This is a genomic window from Synechococcus sp. 'PEA 65AY6A-5F PE A', assembly GCF_047462575.1.
Lineage (GTDB): Bacteria > Cyanobacteriota > Cyanobacteriia > Thermostichales > Thermostichaceae > Thermostichus.
Genome location: NZ_JAOALE010000013.1, coordinates 39,461 through 56,747, shown reverse-complemented (window position 1 = coordinate 56,747; position 17,287 = coordinate 39,461). Strand labels below are relative to the sequence as shown.

Here is a 17,287-nt window from a genome sequence, read left to right as displayed (position 1 = left end):
AGCACTCCTCGAGATTTTTTGTGAGTTGACTCTGCCGACAAAACAGTTGACGCCCGCCTTTCCTGGAGGCGCCAGAGAGACGGTGGAAACAACGGCTTGGTGAAAGTCTCCGGCCTAGGCCCTTTCTTCTATCCAGGTCGGTATTGGGTTTTGCAGGTTTTGCGCGGCAGGAGAGCTGGGAGCGGGGAGATGAAACTCCAGGCGCGGCTGGCCTACCCCGTAGGTGAGAGTGTAGCTCCAGCTCAGGCAGCGCAACCACAGGCGGGGGTAGCGGGACTCCAGCCAGGGCTGCAGGCGCCGCACCAGCTTGGGAAACCAACTTCCCAGGAGGGCCGAGAGCAAAGCCAGTCCGGTGTAGCTGAAGTAGGTAGGTAGCCACTGGGCAAAGCCTTCCGCTCCTACTGCCTCCCAGATCCACAGCAGCAGCCGCGGGTTCTGCAGAGCCGCTTTGATAGCCATGCGGTTAAAGGCCAGCCAGCCAGCCCGGTCTTTGATAAAGTCGTCCACCACCTCAGGCGGCTCGGTGGCGAGAATACCGAAAAAGCTGTTGAGGATGGCGTTGATGCGCTCGGGCGGCAACACCTTGCCGGTGGGCACCATCATCCCCCGCGAAAACAGCCAAGTGACGGCGGAGTTGCCCTGGTAGGCGCGGATCTGGGCTAGGTCGGCGGCTTTGAGGAGATTATGGCGCAAGGCTGTGTCCAGCAAATCGCACAGGCGAGGGCAGTTGCGCACCAGGGATCCAAACCCCGTAAAGCTCAGGGGCGATTGCAGAGCTGCCGCATCCCCAATTAAAAGGAGGCGGTCGAAGGGCTCTTGGGGAGCTGGCTGCTGGCCAAAGCGTCCGGGGATGTAGCCAAAGGTGGCTTTTTTCCACTGCAGGCGCTCCGGGTCGCAGCGGCGGTATTCCGGCAGGATGGTGAAAAAGTCTTCGTACAGCTCCAAGAGGGAGCCCGGGTTTTCCGGATGCACCTGGTGGTAGTGGAACAGGTAGAAGGTGAGATCCTCCCCCGGCCCAGGGAACAGTTCCCAGATGAGCTGCCGACCGCGGCTGATGTCGCCGTGGCTGGCCAGGATGTCGCCAAATTGGGGATCCCAAACTCCTGGCTCAAACCCCCCTGCAATGGTGGCCCCTACCGTGGGGCAAACGCTGTCGAAGGCGCGGCGGCCGTAGAGCTGCTGGGCAATGGGGGAGGCCGTCCCCATGGCATCCACCAACAGGCGGGATCCCAGAGAGAACTCTTCTTGAGTGGTTAGGTCCTTAACCACCACCGTGACGCCTTGCTCCTCGATGTAGGCCCGCTGAAACTCGCTGCGCTCGTAGATGGCACCACCCCTGGATCTCAAGATTTGACCACAGAGCTGCAGGAGCTTTTCGGCATCAATGGCCAGGTTGAGCACCGTCGGCGTGTGCAGGACGGGGGCGCGCACGGGGCTGTTGCCATCAAAAAACTTGTTAAAACCATCCGTGTATTCCCTGAGGATGAGGCTCTCCATCTCCTCAGGGCTGAGGAGGCCAAACTCCACCAGCGTCTGCAGCTCCCGCCGCGAGATGTTCCACTCCCGGTTCATGCGGCCAAAGGGCAGCCGTTCCACCAGGGCCACGCGGTAACCTAAGCGGGCCATGGCCGCGCCGTAGATAGCCCCCAACGCCCCGCCCACGATCACCAAGTCCCACTCTTGGGGGGCGGGCTCTGGGGCAGGCTGGCGAAATAGCACGGGGGGCCGGCAAGCGTGAGGGGATTGGACTTCTTCCCGCCAGCGTTTCTCCCACCAGTAAACCCGCTGCAGGTCAAACTCCCCGTTGGGGATGCGGCGGAAATACTTCACCGTCTGCGGGTAAAAGGGCTCCAGTTGCTCAAAGATGGATCCCTGGCTGAGATCGACATCTGGCAACTGCGGGTAGCGGTGGGGAAATTGGCTTTGGATAGCCCTTTCCACTTCCTTTAGCCAGCGGCCCTGCTGGGGGAAAGGCCGCTCTGACCACTGAAAGATCTTGAGATAGGTGGTGTTCAGCCCCGACCAGAGGAAAACGGCCAGCTGCGCTCCGGATCCCTCTAGGCGTAGCCCAGTGGGGGTGAGTACCTTTTGGCTGCTCGCAGGCAGAGGCAGGTGCTCCTGCAGCCAGCTCAGCACTTGAGCGGTATCTGGGCAAGGGATCTCGCGGTAGTACAGGAGCTTGAGCACAGCGCCAAGACACAAAAAAAGCCGATCTTTACCCATTGTGACACGAGGGGATGCCGGAGGTGGGGTTATCTCGACCATCCATTCCCAGAGACGAAGGGGAAGAGGCGAACTAATGCCTCAGTGACGGGATCCGACTCCAAGGCCCAAACCCGAGCCTAGGGGGCTTCCCACTCGCTCCCCTCAAGCAGGAAAAATCGGGGATCCCCTCTAGGAAGCTGCAAAACACTGCTTCATCTCCTGCAGCACCTGAGCATCCTGGGAGGCGGTTCTAGCGCCTGCCTGGGCGGCCCAGCACTTAAGGCTTTCGATCTGGTCGCGGGCAATGGAGGCCAGGGGCACAGTTTCGCGGATGGCCTGCAGGATGTCTTCCTGGGTAAAGTCTCGCCGAGCGCCGCTGCCGCTGCCTCCAAAGGCGTTGTACATAGCGTCAACGATAGCCTGCTCGATCTCGGCGCCACTGAAGTTTTGGGCGGCTGCTGCCAGCTCATCTAGGTCAAACTCCCGCAGCCGGCTGGGGCGCAGCCGCTGGAGGTGCACTCGGAAGATCTCCTTGCGCTCGGCCTGGGTGGGCAGGTTGAGAAAGAAAATCTCGTCAAAGCGGCCCTTGCGCAACAGCTCCGGCGGCAAGAGGGGCACGTTGTTGGCGGTGGCCACGATGAAAACGGGGCTGGTCTTCTCCTGCATCCAGGTAATGAGGCTGCCGAACACCCGACGGCTGGTGCCCGAGTCCCCGTCGGCGCTGCTGGTGATGTTGCCAAAAGCTTTGTCGATTTCGTCAATCCAGAGCACACAGGGGGCCATGGCCTCCGCCAGTTGGATCATCTGGCGCACGCGGCTTTCCGATTCGCCAACAATGCCGGCAAACAGCCGCCCAACGTCCAGCCGCAACAGCGGCAGCCGCCACTCGTTGGCGATGGTTTTGGCGGAGAGGGACTTGCCGGTACCCTGGATCCCCACCAGCAGCACGCCCTTGGGATTGGGCAGGCCGTAGCGCCGCGCCTCTTCGGTAAAGGCTTCCTGGCGCACCCGCACCCAAGCTTTGAGGTTGTCCAGCCCGCCCACGCTTTTCAGGGTCTCGCGGGCGGTGAAAAACTCCAGGATGCCGGTCTGGCGGATGGCCTGCTTTTTCTCCTCCAACACCAGGTCGATGTCGGCCTCGTTCACCTCCTGCTTGGCGGCCAGGGCGCGAGCCAAGACGCGGCGGATGCGCTCCCGGCTCAGCCCCTGACAGGCTTTGACCAGTTGCTCGCGGGCCAGGGGGGTGAGCTTGAGTTTTTCCGGGGCCACATAGAGCTGGATGAGGCGGCTGATCTCTTCGCTGTTGGGCAGGGGAATGTCGACGACGGTGATCTCCTCGGCCAGGTCGCTGGGCACTTCTAGAATGTGGCTGAGCAGGATCAGCGTCTTGCGGGTGCGCTTGAGCTCGCGGCTGAGGTTTTTCAGCTCCCGCAGGATAGGGGCGTTTTTGTCGCTGCTGGCGTTGCGCAGCACAAAGTGCAGATCCCGCAACACAAACAGGGTGTCTTCCTGAGGAGCCGAGCGCCACACCCGCCCCAGGGCGGCCATGATGGAGCCGCGATCTTCGCCGCTATCTTGCCAGCCCCGCACCACGTCCCAAAACAGCAGCCGCCGCGGCGGATCGGTTCTCTTGGCTACTTGCACGAGCACAGCATCCGCTGGCTCCTCTTCTGGAGAAACCAAGTAGATCAGGGGGTAGCGAGCCCGGATCATCAGATCCAGCTCCCGCACCAGTTCCCCTTGCACTTCGGTGGCGATCCCGCTCAGGATGGGATCCCCGCCGCTTTGCCGAGTGGGGTCAGTGAGATCTTTTACGGCTTCTGCCATCGGGAGTTAGGAGGGTTTTGAGAAGATTCTGTGTCTAACTTCAGGATAGAGCAGGGATCCGTTGCAGTTCGGCCAGCATGGCACGGGCGGTCTGGGTGGGATCCGCCGCCTCCATGAGAGCCCGCACCACGGCTACGCGGCTGGCGCCTGCCTGGCGCACCTCGGCCAGGTTGTGGAGGTCGATGCCGCCGATGGCAAACCAGGGCAAGTGGGCCTTCTCAGCGGCCAGGCGCACGTACTCCAGGCCGGCGGGGGGTTTTTCCGCTTTGGTGGGGGTGGCATAGACGGGGCCGACACCGATATAGTCCACGCCGCTATTGAGGGCTTGGGCCAGCTCTTCGGCATTGGTGGTCGACAGGCCAATCAGGCGCTGGGATCCCAGCAGGTGCCGCGCCTGGGCAACCGGCAGATCCGTCTGGCCCAGGTGCACCCCATCCGCTTGGCTGACCAAGGCCAAGTCCACCCGGTCGTTGACGATCATCAACGCCTGGTAGCGGTCGCACACTTGCCGCAACTGTTTGAGATCCCAGAGCATCTCCCTATCGGTGAGGTTCTTGCGGCGGTACTGCACCAGCGTCACCCCTCCCCGCAGCGCCTTTTCCACCACCTCCAGCCAGTGGGGCACCGGGCTGGTGACCAGGTAGAGATGGGCCGCCAACAGCCGTTGGCGCAGGGATCCCCCCAGCAGCTCGCTTTCTAGAACATAGAGCCGATAACGCATGTCTTTGGCCAGCTTGGCCAGGCCGGGTGCTACCCAATGACTGGACTCGGCCAACTTGCCGTATTCTTCCAAGACCCGCAGCGCTTCTTGCACACGGCTGCAATTGGCCTGCAGCAGGTGGCCGAGATCCCGCCGTTGCTCCTCTTGCGGATGGGAGATCTGGGTGCCCGGATCGGCAGGGGTGTCGCGGGCCAACCGCAGCGGGTCGCTGTGCCAGCGGGCCAGGGCTTGGCGCATGGCCTTGCATTCGCTGGCCAGCTCGCCGTTTTCTAGGCCAAAGCGAAACCACTCCTCTAGCACCCGTAATCCCTCACGAGCTCGGTCGAGGTTGGCATCCAGGATACGGGCGACGGCCTGCGGTTTCATGTCCCCTGCGCGTGGAAGTTTTAATCTTTTTTTTACTGTAAGTTGAAACGGTTTCTCTGGCACCTGTCCTAGCCTTTGTCCGAAAAGGAGGCAGGCTGTTGCCAAAGGGCGTTGAGGAAAGCTTGCTGTGGCGTGTGTCCCCAGGCAAACTCACGGGGGCCGATCCCTTCCGGCAGGTAGGCCCAAGCATAGCACTCGCAGGCAGGAAAGTAGCGGATCTCCCACCAGGGCTGGCCGGCGGCCACATCCTTCACCGCCCGCCAAAAATACCCCCGCTGACGGGTAAGACGGGTCTCGACGAAGTAAGGGCCTTCCAGGCGCAAAGCTTCCACCGCTGCAATAAACTCGGCTCGTTGTCGCTCATTTCGGATCATTACCCTGGCTTCCCCTCGCAGGTTGGCTCTATTTTAAGAAGAGATTTTTGGTAAGCTACAGGGTTCTGCTCGTTTAGCTCGAATGGAGGCGGCAACACCCCAGAGTTGAACTCCCATCCTCTACCCAATGAATCCACAGAATTTGTCGCGGGTGCTGTGCCTGAGCAATGGCCACGGGGAAGATGAGGTGGGCAGTCGCATCGCCCTGGCCCTGACCGGCCTGGGGATCTCGGTGCAAGCCCTGCCGATTGTGGGGGAAGGCACCGCCTATTGCCGCCGCGGCATCCCGCTGCTGCCCCTGACCCAGGTGATGCCTTCAGGGGGATTTATCTATCAAGATTGGCGGCAGTTGTGGCGGGATCTGCGCGCTGGCTTGCTGGGCCTGACGGGGCGGCAACTGGCTTTGGTTCGCCGGGCGGCGGCTCAGGTCGAGCTGGTGCTGGCGGTGGGGGACATTGTGCCTTTGTTAATGGCCTGGTGGAGCGGCAGCCCCTACGTCTTCGTGGGCACAGCCAAGTCGGACTATTATTGGCGGGACGAACAAGGGCCCTACCGACGCGCTTGGCTGGGACAGCCGGTTTCCGATTACCTGCCCTGGGAGCGCTGGCTCATGGCCCGCAGGCGCTGTCGCGGCTCCTTCTTGCGAGATGAGCTGACGGCCACCGCTCTGCAAAAACGGGGCCTCCGGGCTTTCTACCTGGGCAACCCGATGATGGATGACCTGGAGCCGCGGGGAGAATTGCCTTTGGATCCCGACCGGCCCGCGGTGCTGCTGCTGCCGGGATCCCGCCCGCCGGAAGCCTACCGCAACTGGGCCTTGATGATGCAGGTGGTAGAGCAACTGCCGCCGGAAATCCAAGTTTACGCCGCCCTCAGCCCTAACCTGGAGCGGAACCCCCTTCAAGAGCGGATCCCTGCTCGACGCCGCGACCTGCTCCTGGTGTGGGGAGATTTTGGCACCTGTGCTCACCGGGCAACAGCGGTGCTGGCCATGGCGGGGACGGCCACGGAACAATGCGTGGGCCTAGGGAAGCCGGTGGTCACCCTGCCGGGGGAGGGGCCGCAATTTACCCCCCGCTTTGCCGAAGCTCAAACCCGTCTCCTGGGATCCGCAGTCCACCTCACTTCACCCCAGCAGGCCCCTGCCGTGCTCTGCCGGATTCTGAGCCGCCTGGCCAGCGATCCCGCTTACGCCGACCAACTGCGAGCCCACGGGCAGCGGCGTATGGGATCCCCTGGCGCTGCTCAGCGCATTGCCGCCCAGATTAAAGCCTGGCTCCCCAACCCCGCTGGCTAAGTCCGCCCCACCTTCTCCATCAAGTCGTCCAGTTCGCTGTAGTCCGGCAGAGTCGTGTCGATGGCCTGCCCCTGACGCAACACCACCCGGTCATGTTGGGGTCGCGAGAGCAGCTCGTCAAAGCCACGTCCCTTGAACAGCACCAGATCTGCCGGCAAGCCCACCCCAATTTGCCCTCGCTCGGTCAAGCCCATGATGCGGGCAGGGGTGGTGGTGATGGCCTGGGGCCAATCCCCATAGGGGGTATCCAGGTGCAGGATGCGGGTGGACTCCCGAAACACTTCTAGGCCATCGTGATCTCCAAAGCCGTAGAAGGGATCCCGGCAGTTGTCGCTGGCGATCATCACCGGCACGCCCAAGGCTTTGAGCTCGTGCAGCAGCGTCACCCCCCGCCAGCGGGGCGTGTGGCCGGGGCGGCGGTCTTGCAAATAGAGATTGCACAGGGGCAGGCTGACCACGGCAATTCCCGCCTCTCTGACCAAGGCCATAGTCTTGTGGGCCACCTCCGGCGGTTGCACGGCCAGGCTACAGCAATGGCCACACACCACCTGATGGGGAAAATCGTTGCGCAAGGCCGCCGCTGCTACGTGTCTCAATGTGAGGGATCCCGGATCATCCGTCTCATCCGTATGAAAGTCCAGAGCCAAGCCCCGCTCCTTGGCCAGGGCAAACACCCGATCCAATTGCCGATCCAGCTCTGGCCCCATCGTCACCACCCCACCCAGGAGCCCGCCCAGCTCTGCCACCTTGTCTGCCAGCTTCTCCCCTGCGGGGGTGAGAAAGAAGTCTAGGTCCACCAGCGTTACTGCTTGCAGCTCCAGTCTGCCCGCCCACTCTCGGCGCAACTGGACAAACACCTCCCAGTTGGCCCCCATAACCTGAGGATTCTCACAGACCAGATGGGTGCGCACTGCCTGGGATCCATGGGCATAGCTGCAGCGCAAACCAAAGCTGAAGCGACGGTAGAGATCCTCCCGAAACTGCTCCGGATCCCCGTCATAGGCTTGCTTCATCTTCACCCAATCTTCCTGGCCGGCCTGCCTCGCCCCGGCAAAGGTACCATCGGGATTGGGGGTGCGCGGCCACACATGCCCCTTGTCCAGGTGGGTATGGATGTCCACAAAACACGGCCACACTTGGCCCCGCCTTAGATCCACGCCGGGGATCCCCTGGGGCGGGATCCCTGTTGCCAGCCGAATTTGGCGGATCTGCCCCCCTTCGATTTCCAGATCCAGCAACACCAGGTTATCGCGGTTGGGAACAGCTCCTGGCACCGCCTCCTTCAGTACCGACAGGGGAACCTGAGCATTCAGCAGCCAGTAGTGGGCAACGCCGGGGATCTGCATGGCGGGCAACGAAAAAAGCAGCTCTCCATCGTAAAGGGATCCCGGCCTATCCAGATGAATCCAGTGCTACAGCAGCTAGGCAAACTGGCCCACCACCTGCATGGCAAAACTGAGCAAAATGAAGGCCAGCCAGGGGGAAAAGTCCAAGCCGCCGATGGGGGGGATGAGGCCGCGGAAGAGGTTGAGATAGGGATCCGTGAGCTGGCTGAGCACCGACAGAATGGGGTTAGACCAGTTCAGTTGCGGGAACCAGCTCAGCAAAATCCGCACAATCAACAGCGCGTTGTAAATGACGATGAACTGGTAAAGGGAGCGAAACAGCAAAGACGCGGCACTGCCGTAGACCAGCCCCAGAGAGAGGCCGTCTGTCCAAGGGAGAGGGAGCAACAAAGGGCTGAGCATCATGGTTAGAAACAGCGAGGGAACAACTCTTCAACAACTTAAGCGCTGTCGGCAGAGGCAGACCTGATCCAGGAGAGCAACTCAGCCGAGAGGCGAGAACGCTGGCACTCCCCAGAGGAGAAAGCCAGTGCCGCCTCTAGTTTGGCATGGACAGGGGTCCCCTGCTTAAGGCTTTTCCTCGACAGCGCTAGAAGATATCTCCTTGACGAGCAGTTGTGCGCGGGTGGCCTGGATCGCCTCGTTCAACTCGGCAATCTTGGCTTCGAGGGTGCGGCGGGCCTGGGCAATCCGCTCTGTTTCCTGTTCCCACTCCCTCCAGTCGCCGGAGCTGGGCACAGCCGGCTCACCCGAGGCTCGGAGGCGCGGTCGTTCAGGAGGGACAGAGGTGCCGTTGAGACGGTCGGGATCCCGGCGCTGGCCTTCGGCGGATCCCTTGCTTAGTCGGGGGGCCAGCACAAAGGCGATCACCCCGCCGATGATCCCGCCCAACACAGCGCCGGCTACCACACCGGCAATGAAGTCGCCTTTCTGATCTGCCACGCTTTTGTCCAGCTCACCAAACTTAAGCTATCTTTTTCCGTTTTACCTTTCCTGTCCCACTCCCGCCAGCCAATTCGGCCAGGGCTGGGGAAGTCGCCAGGGGCTGAGCCGCTCCAGGTGGGCCTGCACCTGTTCCCTCAACTCGGCCAAAGTATGTTGCAGATCGCTGGTTGAGGGCAGGGATCCCAGTGCCGCCTGCCAGAGGTGAGTTGGAGACAAGTCGGGGCTGATCACATGCCACAGCCGCTGCAGCTCCTCAAAGTGAAGGCGGTCATCTTCCGTGAGAGAAAGCACCAACTGGCGGCGCAGTTCACGGGCCTCCTCCGACATCAGGTAGCGCAAACCCATGCGGGCGGTGGGTACCCAATCCAGCCCCCCATCGCTGCGGGCAATTTGGATCAGGTTCTCCAAGCGGTTCCAGCGGAACTTGCCATCTTTAATTAGCACTTGCAGCAGCCGCTGGCGAATGCGGGGCGATTCGTCCGTCAGCAGGCGCTTGGCCACATAGGGATAGGCCACGCCGACAATGCGAAACTGCGGATAGAGGCTGAGGGCCACCCCCTCTTGGGTAACCAAAGAGCGGATGACCAACGCAAAGTGGGAGGGCACCTGAAAGGGGTAGCGGTACATCAAATCGGAGAACTGGTCGGTGGCGGTTTTGAAGTTAAAGTTGCCCACCTCCTGGTTCAACACATCCGCCAACACCGTCTCCAAAGCAGGGATCAGCTCTTGACGGTTGACATCCGGCTGTAAAAAGCCCAAGTGAATAAAATCGTCGATCAAGGCGTCGTAGTCGCGATCCACCAGGTGAACCAGCGCGTCCACCAGGTACTCCTTCATTTCTTCGGTGAGCTGATCCATCATGCCAAAGTCGATGTAGGCCAGGCGGCCATCGGGGAGGGCAAACAGGTTGCCCGGATGGGGATCGGCGTGGAAAAAGCCGTATTCCAGCAACTGCTTCAGTCCGGCCACCACGCCGATGCGCACCAGTTGTTTCACCTCCAAGTTGGCCGCCCGAATGCGCTCCACATCGGTGAGCTTGATGCCGTCAATCCACTCCAGGGTCAACACCCGGCGGGTGCTGTAGGCCCAAAAGATGCGCGGCACATACACATCGGGATCGCCGCGAAAGTATTCGGCAAAGCGCTCGCAGTTCCGTCCCTCCTGCAGGTAGTCGATCTCCTCAAACAGCTTGCGACCAAACTCATCCACCACCGCCGTCAAGGTGTTGCCCAGGTTCAGGGGCAGCCAAGGCCCCAGCCAGGTGGAGGCCCAGCGGATGAGGTACAGATCCAGGCTCAGCCGCTCCCGCAGGTGGGGCCGTTGCACCTTCACCGCCACCCATTCGCCACTGTGCAGTTGCGCTTTGTAAACTTGGCCCAAGCTGGCGGCAGCCACCGGCTCGGGCGAGATCTGGGCGTAGATCTCGGTGATCGGACGGCCCAACTCTGACTCAATGCGGGCAAACGCCTCCTGGGAAGGAAAGCTGGGCAATTGATCCTGCAGCTTGGTGAGCTCTTCCAAGTAGTCTTTGCGCACCAAGTCCGGTCGCGTCGAGAGGGCCTGCCCCACCTTGATGAAGGTAGGCCCTAGGTCAGTGAGCAGCTTGCGCAACTGCTCTGCCCGCTGGGGCACTTTGCGATCGCCCTGTCCCCAAAGCTGATCCCAGCGTAGACAGAGAACAAACCAGAGGAGGGGCCAGAGAATGGCCAGCGCCCGACCCATCACCCGGAGCAGGCGCCAGCGGTAGTAACGAGTGATGAATTGCGGATCGTAAACTTCTAGGTCGGCAATGGAGGAAATCCTGTTAACCACGCTCAAGGGATCTCACAATCTGTTTTTAAAGCTCTTAATATCTATCGTAATCTATCGTAATGGCAAAAGCCTCTTGTTTTCTCTTATCTTGCTTAACAGCGCCTCCTCAGCGTTCGCCAGCCAGGTTCTCGGCCAAAGCCGGCTTCCCCCGATCAAATGACGGTGTTGTCCGGGATCACCGAGTCCTTGATGATGGTGACGATGCCGTTGCTGATCCAGATCCCTTCCTCTTCCCGCTGCGCTTCGCTGACGTGATCCTTGTTGAGGATGCGGACATTGCGCCCGATGCGGGCGTTTTTGTCCACGATGGCGTTGACGATGTGGGAGTTGGCGCCGATGCCCACCGGTGGGATCCCAGCCTCCAGCTTGGCCTGCCGCTCTTCTGCCGACTCGTAGTAATCGGCCCCCATGACCAGGGTATTCTCTACAATGGTATTGGCCTCCAGGCGGCTGCGAATGCCGATGATGGAATTGCGAATTTGAGCATTTTTGATGATGCAACCGTCGGCAATCATGGAGTTGACGATCTGGGAATCGAGGATTTTGTTGGGGGGCAAAAAGCGTGGGCGGGTGTAGATGGGCATTTCGCTGTCAAAGAAGCTGAAGGGAGGGTTGGGCTGCTGCACCAGCGCCAGGTTGGCTCGATAAAAAGCCTCGATGGTGCCGATGTCCTCCCAGTAGCCCTTGAACGGGTAGGCCTGCAGATGGTACTTGCCGATGGCTGACGGCAGCACCTCTTTGCCGAAGTCGGTGTGCTCCTTCACCTTCAGCATCTCGATGAGGGCCTCCCGCCTGAATACATAGATGCCCATCGAGGCGATGTAGGGCTTGGCTTTGGCCTCTTCCGGGCTGAGGCCGAGGGCTTGGGTATCCACCTGACAGGCTTTCAGCAGCTCCCCTTGCGGCTTTTCTTTGAAATCGACGATCCGTCCATCGGCGTCGATCTTGAGCAAGCCAAAACCCGAAGCCACTTTTTCTTCGCAGGGGAGCACCGCCAGCGTCACATCGGCTCCGGTTTGCCGGTGATAGTGAATAAAGGGGCGGTAGTCCATGCGGTAGAGGTGATCCCCCGATAGGATGAGGAAGTCCCGCGGCTTCCAGGAGTCCATCAGCCAGAGATATTGGCGCACAGCGTCGGCGGTGCCCTGAAACCAATCCGGGTTATCGGGCGTCTGTTGGGCCGCTAAAATATCCACAAAGCCGCCTGTGAAGGGAGACATGCGGTAGGTGTTGATGATGTGGCGGTTGAGGGAGGCGGAGTTGAACTGGGTGAGGACGTAGATTTTATCAATATCAGAATTGATGCAGTTGCTGACCGGGATGTCGATGAGGCGATACTTGCCTGCCAGAGGCACAGCAGGTTTAGCACGGCGCTTGGTCAGGGGATAAAGTCGGGTGCCACGCCCACCGCCCAGGATAATCGCCAGTACATCGCGCATGGTTGTCCTCCACCAGGCTACACCCAATAGCATAGACTGCTGCGGCGGCACCTGACCCAATCTGGCCAAGGGGAATCGGGAAATCGGAAGCGCCTGAAACAAACCCTGGGGAAGCTGATGGCACGCGTCCTGGCTTTTACCAACAACAAAGGGGGCACCGGCAAGTCCACCCTCTGCGTCCACGCGGCTCAGTTAACGGCTCAACGGGGCTACCGAGTTCTGCTCATCGATCTCACCTCCCAAGCCACCGCCAGCAGCCTTTACCTGGAAGAGGCCGGATCCCTGCCCCCCGAGGAAACGGTTTGGGCCAGCCTGCACCCGCAGTACCGACGTCCTTTGGAAGAGGTGATCTATTGCACCGACAAGGGGGTGGATGTGGCGCCCTCCCACAGCACCATGGCGGAAGTGGCGGCCCAACTGGCGGCTGCTGGCGACTCCGGGCAAGACCTGTTGCAGCATCAGCTCGCTCCCCTGCTGCCGGATTACGACTTTGTCTTTCTCGATACGCCAGGGGAACTGAACGCCCTCACTGCCAACGCCCTGCGGGCGGCCCGGCGCGTGTTGATCCCGACACGGCTCAACCGCGTCGACTTCTCTTGTACAGAGGTGACCCTGCGCTATGTCGAGTCCCTGAAGGGCGAGTTGAGCCAAGTCCGCGCCATCTTGACCATGCTGGACGACCGCTACTTGCCAGGGGGCATCTGGTCCGGATCCCATACCGGGCAATTGTATGTGCAAGCGCAACAGATTTTTGCGGATGTGCTTTCACCCGTTACCATTCCAGATAGCAGCGATTTGCGCACCGCTTTTGACTACGGCTTGACGGTCATGGACTATCGGCCTGGCTCGGTGGTGTGTCAGCGATTGGAGCAGTTTGTCGAACATGAGGTGCTCTTGTGACTGGATCGGACCGTAGCCTCTTTCCTTCTTCGGGAGAAACTTCCCGCACTCGGCGCAAGGCCAGTGCTAAAACCAGTTCAGAGCCCACCCCTGCTACTCCCACGGGCGAGGAGCCGACAACGATGTCTTCTCAGTCTCCTACAGAACCAGCCCCAGAATCGCCGGACCTTGAAACCCTCAAAAGCCAACTGGCCGAAGCTCAACAACTTTTGCAGGACTACCAAAACAAAGTCTCTGCCCTGCAAGCTCAGCTACAGCAAGTCACTGCCCACCGCGACGAATTGCAGAAGGCGCTGGCCCAGTTACAGGCGGTGGCCGAGGAGCGGGCCAAGACCATTCAGGAACTGCAAAGCCGCCGAGGGCAAGTCGCACCTTTACCCAAGCCGCAACCCCAGCCTTCGCCTCTGCACGCGCAAAAGAAGATCATGAATCGGCCCATCTTTGACAACGTGTCGCCCACCGACGAAGATATGCCCCCCTACATGCTGGACTAGGCAGTTGGTACTAGTCTGGATTGCGCCGGAGGAAAGGAGGGTGTAGGGTTAGGGATCCCTGTCTGCTCGGTTGCCGTTCCGGTCTGCACGCTATGACTCCATCCCAGGCGAAGATGACTGTTTCTGGCGATGCCATTCCGCCCCACGGGGGCACCTTGGTCAACCGCATTGCCTCCCCTGAGCAGGCGCAGGAGCTGCGCTCCAAAGCTGAACACTGCCCCATCCTCCACCTCGACGAGCGGGCCCAGTCGGATCTGGAGATGATCGCCATCGGGGGCTTCAGCCCGCTCACCGGCTTCATGGGGCGGGAAGATTACCAGTCGGTTCTGGAGACGATGCACCTGGCCAACGGCCTGGCTTGGTCGCTGCCGGTAACGCTGCCGGTCTCTGCCGAGATAGCTGCCGATCTCAAGGAAGGGCAGACCATTGCCTTGGCCAATGCCGAGGGCAGGCTCTTGGGCCTGTTGGAATTGACCGAGAAGTTCACCTACGACAAAACCCGCGAAGCGCAGCAGGTCTACCGCACTACCGATGAGCAGCATCCGGGGGTAAAGGTGCTCTACGAGCAGGGATCCGTCTATTTGGCCGGCCCCGTCACCCTCCTGCAGCGGGATCCCCACCCTCTTTTTCCGGCCTACCAGATTGACCCGGCCCAATCGCGGCAACTGTTTCGGGAAAGAGGCTGGAAAACCATTGTCGGCTTTCAAACCCGCAACCCCATCCACCGCGCCCACGAGTACATTCAAAAGTGCGCTCTGGAAATCGTGGACGGGCTGTTTCTCCACCCGCTGGTGGGGGCTACCAAAAGCGACGACATCCCCGCCGAGGTGCGCATGCGCTGCTACGAGGTGCTGATCGAAAAGTACTTCCCCAAGGAGCGGGTGATCTTGGCCATCAATCCTGCGTCGATGCGCTACGCCGGCCCGCGCGAGGCCATCTTCCACGCCCTCGTTCGCAAAAACTACGGCTGCACCCATTTTATTGTGGGCCGGGATCACGCCGGGGTGGGCAACTACTACGGCCCTTATGATGCCCAGCACATTTTCGATGAGTTCCGTCCCGAGGAACTGGGCATCATCCCCCTCAAGTTTGAACATGCCTTCTATTGCACCGTCACCGGCACCATGGCCACGGCCAAGACCAGCCCCAGCCAGCCCCACCAGCGCATCCACCTCTCGGGCACCAAGGTGCGGGAAATGCTGCGCCGCGGTGAAGTGCCCCCGCCGGAGTTTTCTCGACCAGAAGTGGCCCGGCTGCTGGCCGAAGCCATGCGAGAGCGGGGTTAACCCTGGGAATCTCCCTAAGTGGCAGTCAAAAAGGGCCTGGGACAGACCAGACCCTCTGTATTGAAAGTTGTATTGAAAGTTGAACTTGAACCAGATTCCAGTCGAGTATCAGGCCGGCTCCGCTAGATTGATTGTCGGGTTGCGGTCGAAGAAGCCCCAAGGTACCAGCCTAAAGCCCGTTCTGTGTACAGGCATCACCGGCCAATCCTCTGGGCGCGGCACATGGGAAACGCCCAAGGAATACCAAACCACCAGATCCTCCCCTTCTAGAGGTTGGTCGTCGCTCACCCACTTCGGCAATCCTTCTCCAGGCCCGCTTTGGTTGGGATAAGGGCCAGCAGCATACAGTTCGCCGGGCTGGTAGTGGGTAGCCCAGAAGTGGTGGGTGGCAAATCCGGCCCGCTCCCGCACGTTGGATCCCTCGACCGGCAGGAACATGGCATTGGGGCCGGGCATGAGGGCGTAGCCGGTAGGAGCGCCGAGGGCGTTGGTCTTGCTGCTGGAGACGATGACCCACTTACGGCTGCTGGCCATGTTCAAGTCCCGTACGGCCTCTTTTTCGCTGAGCAAATGCTTCTCCTCCATGATGAAGGCGTTGCCTGCCGGGTTGTCGGGGCTTTGGGGCAGGGGCTTGAGGTTCATCTCGATAACGGCATTGTCGGTGCCATCCACATCCATATCCAGCCGGAAGCTGAAGTAGTGCTGGTGGTTGGTACCGCCCACATTGGGTGCCATCAGGGGGGCAAAGGGATCCGCGTCAGCAGTCGTCACAGCATCTGTACCCTTGGCCAAGACGATTCCGGTCAGATCTGCCTGCACTTCAAAGGTGCCATCCTGGTGAAACACCCAGCTAATGCCGTAGTCGTAATTGCCGATGGCAGCGGTCATGGTCATGACCAACTCACGGCTGCGGCGCACATCGTTGCGCTTTGTGTTGTACTCGTAGTGCTTCCAGAGCATGCCGTTATCCCGCTCGTAGAGGCCAATCACCCCCGGCATCACGTAGGGCTCCCCATCGTTGTCGGCAAAGACGGCATCCAGCAACAGGCCGTTCTCCGGTACCTCCTTGCCCAGCTCCATGGTGTTGGCGAGCAAGCCAAAGTTGTATTCCCCCACATCAAAGGCGTTGCGGAAATACCAGGTTTCATCGGGATCCCCGTAGGGCACCACCATCTCCGAGAGGCTCACCCGGTAGAACACAGGCCGTTCTTCTTCTCCCTCTTGGTAGCGAGCAGTGTAGAGCACCAATCCCTCGCGCGGGTGCATCAGGTAGCGGAACTTCCAGCCTTGCCAGGTGATCTCGTTACCCTTGATGTCGTAGCTGGCGCCCTCGGGGTGGGTAATTTTTAGAGGTTTGGGGGCGGGGCGAACGCTGCCCAGAGAAGCGAGGTCGTAGTCAAAGCTCTCTTTGGAGAAGGCCACAAGGGTGTCATCGTCGATCAGCTTTGAGACTTTTCCCGTGTTCAGGTTCACAGTGGCCAAAACCCCTTCAATGGGGGCACCGTAGTAGTTCCAGTTGTCGCCTTTGTAGTAAGAAATGGCGCGACAGAAGCGATTTCCGGAGGCTTTTTCCTCTTCGCTCAAGTTGCCCGGCGCCCAACAATCCACAGCCACGCGGTCGAAATCGGTGATCCCCCGCTTGCGCATTGCCTCTTGCCAGCCGGGATCCGCCTTCACCACTTCTGCGGCCAACCCAAACTCGCTGCTCACCATCGCCGGTTGCACACCGGTCACTTCCGTCCAGCTAACCAGCTTGTTTTCCATCAGGTCGACAATGGCTTCGTGGGTGCGGTTGGCCTTCGGTTCGTAAACGATGGCAAAAGCTTCTCGGCGAAAGGGATCCCCCGGCTGAAAGCTGAGCACCTCGGCTTTGTCGGGCTCCCGCAGATCGATCAGCACAAAGGTGGCATCCTCGGCCAAGTTCTCGGCCTTGCGGATAACGCTGGCCGTCATTTTAATTTCCTCGGCAGTCAGGGGATCCAGCGGGTGAGAGGCCTTGGGGGATCCCGGCGAACTGGCGATGGTCAGAGCTACAATACCGACGCCAAATACAACTGTGATAACCAATATCTTTAGCCAACGTGGCCACTGCCGCCCAATGTTCAACATGGATAAACCTCCTTTTGGGTATGCGGATGGGGTGAGGATTGCCGGCCAAGCCCACCCCTCTAAAGTGGCCTCATCCAAGCATATGGACGGGGTTACAAGTGCATCCAACGCTACCAAGTCCGCTGCCGGCCTCTGCCTTATCCCATAAAAAACCCCACGCCAAAGG

The 17,287-nt window shown here is 60.5% G+C and carries 14 protein-coding genes; 4 read left to right on the top strand and 10 right to left on the bottom strand.

Going from position 1 to position 17,287, the window contains the following annotated elements; genetic code table 11:
- Positions 1-114: 114 nt before the first annotated feature.
- The 4 genes from GG26_RS06375 to GG26_RS06360 form a co-directional block, all read right to left on the bottom strand.
- A complete protein-coding gene (locus GG26_RS06375) occupies positions 115-2,223 on the bottom strand; it encodes an NAD(P)/FAD-dependent oxidoreductase (RefSeq protein ID WP_049749753.1) in 2,109 nt (702 codons plus the stop codon).
- Positions 2,224-2,394: 171 nt separating this feature from the next.
- Positions 2,395-3,918 carry an AAA family ATPase gene (locus GG26_RS06370; protein WP_240527872.1) on the bottom strand — a complete coding sequence of 508 codons (1,524 nt, stop codon included), beginning with the start codon at positions 3,916-3,918 and terminating at the stop codon, positions 2,395-2,397.
- Between the two features lie 154 nt (positions 3,919-4,072).
- Entirely contained in the window at positions 4,073-5,119 is a 1,047-nt protein-coding gene (locus GG26_RS06365) for a thiamine phosphate synthase (protein WP_011430411.1), read from the bottom strand.
- A gap of 68 nt (positions 5,120-5,187) precedes the next feature.
- Positions 5,188-5,493 carry a hypothetical protein gene (locus GG26_RS06360; protein ID WP_011430410.1) on the bottom strand — a complete coding sequence of 102 codons (306 nt, stop codon included), beginning with the start codon at positions 5,491-5,493 and terminating at the stop codon, positions 5,188-5,190.
- 127 nt (positions 5,494-5,620) lie between these two features.
- On the opposite strand from GG26_RS06360, the gene GG26_RS06355 reads away from it, so the two are divergent.
- A complete protein-coding gene (locus GG26_RS06355) occupies positions 5,621-6,790 on the top strand; it encodes a lipid-A-disaccharide synthase-related protein (RefSeq protein ID WP_011430409.1) in 1,170 nt (389 codons plus the stop codon).
- Here the strand turns inward: GG26_RS06355 and GG26_RS06350 are convergent.
- The 5 genes from GG26_RS06350 to GG26_RS06330 all read right to left on the bottom strand — a co-directional run bounded on the left by GG26_RS06350 (position 6,787) and on the right by GG26_RS06330 (position 12,332).
- Positions 6,787-8,136 carry a cytosine deaminase gene (locus GG26_RS06350; RefSeq protein WP_414389488.1) on the bottom strand — a complete coding sequence of 450 codons (1,350 nt, stop codon included), beginning with the start codon at positions 8,134-8,136 and terminating at the stop codon, positions 6,787-6,789. The two genes, GG26_RS06355 and GG26_RS06350, sit on opposite strands and share 4 nt — an antisense overlap.
- 75 nt (positions 8,137-8,211) lie before the next feature.
- Positions 8,212-8,541, bottom strand: coding sequence for a YggT family protein (locus GG26_RS06345; RefSeq protein ID WP_011430407.1), 330 nt, complete (start codon positions 8,539-8,541; stop codon positions 8,212-8,214).
- Positions 8,542-8,703: 162 nt separating this feature from the next.
- Positions 8,704-9,078: a hypothetical protein gene (locus GG26_RS06340; RefSeq protein WP_011430406.1), complete on the bottom strand. Its 375-nt coding sequence runs from the start codon at positions 9,076-9,078 to the stop codon at positions 8,704-8,706.
- Positions 9,079-9,120: 42 nt separating this feature from the next.
- Positions 9,121-10,893 (bottom strand): ABC1 kinase family protein, encoded by a 1,773-nt coding sequence (locus tag GG26_RS06335; protein ID WP_011430405.1) that lies wholly within the window; start codon positions 10,891-10,893, stop codon positions 9,121-9,123.
- A gap of 152 nt (positions 10,894-11,045) precedes the next feature.
- Positions 11,046-12,332: a glucose-1-phosphate adenylyltransferase gene (locus GG26_RS06330; protein WP_011430404.1), complete on the bottom strand. Its 1,287-nt coding sequence runs from the start codon at positions 12,330-12,332 to the stop codon at positions 11,046-11,048.
- 117 nt (positions 12,333-12,449) lie between these two features.
- Here GG26_RS06330 and GG26_RS06325 point away from each other — a divergent pair, with 117 nt between their 5' ends.
- The 3 genes from GG26_RS06325 (at position 12,450) to sat (ending at position 15,012) form a co-directional block, all read left to right on the top strand.
- A complete protein-coding gene (locus tag GG26_RS06325; protein ID WP_011430403.1) occupies positions 12,450-13,232 on the top strand; it encodes a ParA family protein in 783 nt (260 codons plus the stop codon).
- Between the two features lie 122 nt (positions 13,233-13,354).
- Positions 13,355-13,726, top strand: coding sequence for a hypothetical protein (locus GG26_RS06320; protein WP_011430402.1), 372 nt, complete (start codon positions 13,355-13,357; stop codon positions 13,724-13,726).
- A 113-nt stretch (positions 13,727-13,839) separates the two neighbouring features.
- Positions 13,840-15,012: a sulfate adenylyltransferase gene (gene sat / locus GG26_RS06315; protein ID WP_414389458.1), complete on the top strand. Its 1,173-nt coding sequence runs from the start codon at positions 13,840-13,842 to the stop codon at positions 15,010-15,012.
- 108 nt (positions 15,013-15,120) lie between these two features.
- Here the strand turns inward: sat and GG26_RS06310 are convergent, their stop codons facing one another.
- A complete protein-coding gene (locus GG26_RS06310) occupies positions 15,121-17,121 on the bottom strand; it encodes a primary-amine oxidase (protein WP_414389455.1) in 2,001 nt (666 codons plus the stop codon).
- Positions 17,122-17,287 lie beyond the last annotated feature (166 nt).

What these genes read in the sequence shown, in the direction of transcription:
- GG26_RS06365 (WP_011430411.1), bottom strand. Translation starts at nt 5,119, where the DNA reads ATGAAACCGCAGGCCGTCGCCCGTATCCTGGATGCCAACCTCGACCGA.
- GG26_RS06350 (WP_414389488.1), bottom strand. Translation starts at nt 8,136, where the DNA reads ATGCAGATCCCCGGCGTTGCCCACTACTGGCTGCTGAATGCTCAGGTT.
- GG26_RS06360 (WP_011430410.1), bottom strand. Translation starts at nt 5,493, where the DNA reads ATGATCCGAAATGAGCGACAACGAGCCGAGTTTATTGCAGCGGTGGAA.
- GG26_RS06330 (WP_011430404.1), bottom strand. Translation starts at nt 12,332, where the DNA reads ATGCGCGATGTACTGGCGATTATCCTGGGCGGTGGGCGTGGCACCCGA.
- GG26_RS06325 (WP_011430403.1), top strand. Translation starts at nt 12,450, where the DNA reads ATGGCACGCGTCCTGGCTTTTACCAACAACAAAGGGGGCACCGGCAAG.
- GG26_RS06345 (WP_011430407.1), bottom strand. Translation starts at nt 8,541, where the DNA reads ATGATGCTCAGCCCTTTGTTGCTCCCTCTCCCTTGGACAGACGGCCTC.
- GG26_RS06320 (WP_011430402.1), top strand. Translation starts at nt 13,355, where the DNA reads ATGTCTTCTCAGTCTCCTACAGAACCAGCCCCAGAATCGCCGGACCTT.
- GG26_RS06375 (WP_049749753.1), bottom strand. Translation starts at nt 2,223, where the DNA reads ATGGGTAAAGATCGGCTTTTTTTGTGTCTTGGCGCTGTGCTCAAGCTC.
- sat (WP_414389458.1), top strand. Translation starts at nt 13,840, where the DNA reads ATGACTGTTTCTGGCGATGCCATTCCGCCCCACGGGGGCACCTTGGTC.
- GG26_RS06355 (WP_011430409.1), top strand. Translation starts at nt 5,621, where the DNA reads ATGAATCCACAGAATTTGTCGCGGGTGCTGTGCCTGAGCAATGGCCAC.
- GG26_RS06370 (WP_240527872.1), bottom strand. Translation starts at nt 3,918, where the DNA reads ATGATCCGGGCTCGCTACCCCCTGATCTACTTGGTTTCTCCAGAAGAG.
- GG26_RS06310 (WP_414389455.1), bottom strand. Translation starts at nt 17,121, where the DNA reads ATGTTGAACATTGGGCGGCAGTGGCCACGTTGGCTAAAGATATTGGTT.